The 1,373-nt window shown below is 69.3% G+C and carries 1 protein-coding gene; it reads right to left on the bottom strand.

Annotated elements, in window-relative coordinates; genetic code table 11:
- A partial coding sequence (locus ACFXOA_RS32280) for an AMP-binding protein (protein ID WP_385035735.1) occupies positions 1 to 1,373 on the bottom strand: 1,373 nt, incomplete at both ends.

Raw genomic sequence — 1,373 nt, 5'->3', positions numbered from 1 at the left:
GCGAGCGGGGTGCCGATCGGGACGGGGGCGCCTGGTTCCTTGTCGGCGGGTACGGGCCAGGCGGTGGCGAACGTCGTCGTCTCCGTCGGCCCGTACACGTGGACGAACCGGGTGTGCGGGCAGAGCTCCATGACCCGGTCGACGGCCTGCACCATGACCTTCTCACCGCCGAACCACACCTCGTGCAGTCCGTCGAACGCGTCGGTCTCCTCCAGGGCGATGGCGTTGAAGAGCGCCGTGGTGAGGAAGGTGCCGGTGACAGCGTGCCGGGTGACGGCGGTGCGGAGTTCGTCGGGGCCGAGGCGGCCGGCGGGGGCGATGACGATGGTTCCGCCGTGCAGGAGTGGGGCCCACATCTCGTAGGTGGAGGCGTCGAAGGCGTGTGAGGAGTGCATCAGGACGCGGGCGTGGGCCGGGTTGTCGAAGCGAGGGTCGAGGGCGAGGTCGATGACGTCGGCGTGGGTGATGACGACGCCCTTGGGCAGACCGGTGGTGCCCGAGGTGTACATGACGTACGCGGTCTGTCCGGCGGGGATCTCGTCGTGTGGTGTGTGGACGGGGAGCGTGGTCACGGTTTCGGCCGCGTCGTGGAGGACCACGCACCGTGTTGCCTGGGCGAGTTCTTGGGGGAGGCCGGTGCGGTCGGTGAGCAGGAGTGGGGCGCTGGCGTCGTTGACGATCCACGCGAGGCGGTCGGTGGGGTAGGCGTCGTGGAGGGGGACGTAGTGTCCGCCGGCCTTGATCACGGCGAGTTCGGTGATCACGAGGTTCGTGGAGCGTTCGAGGAGCAGGGCGACCGGGGTTCCGGAGGTCACACCCTGGGTGCGCAGGTAGTGGGCCCATCGGGAGGAGTGTGCGTCGAGCTCCGCGTAGGTGAGCTGTCCCTCGTCCGAGATCACGGCCGGCGCGTCCGGAGTCTCCATGACCCGCTGGGCGAAGACCGAGGCGAGCGAGGAGCGCGGCGCGGTACCGCTTCCGGTGCCCCACTGTTCGAACTGGACGGCGAGCTCGGTCTCGTCGACGAGCGACAGGCTGCCGACGCGGCGCGACGGGTCGGCAGCCACCTGGTCGAGCAGCCTCCCCAGACGGGCGGTCAGCACCGTGACCGTCTCCGGGTCGAAGAGATCCTCCGCGTACTCGACCACGCCGGTGAGGCCCGCCGGCCTGCCGGCTGCGTCGAAGGTCTCGGCCAGCCCGAAGGTCAGGTCGAACTTGGCGATGTTCCCGGCGATGCCTTCCAGGGACGGGGTGATTCCGGGGAGGTTGAGTTCGGGTTCTTCCGTGTTCTGGAGGGTGAGCATCACCTGGAAGAGGGGGTGGCGGGCGAGGGATCGTTCGGGGTTGAGGAGTTCGACGAGGCGTTCGAAGGGGAC

The organism is Streptomyces sp. NPDC059166 (genome assembly GCF_042755185.1).
Taxonomy (GTDB): domain Bacteria; phylum Actinomycetota; class Actinomycetes; order Streptomycetales; family Streptomycetaceae; genus Streptomyces.
Note: the sequence above shows the minus strand (reverse complement) of the source record. Positions and strands in the feature narration are given on the sequence as shown.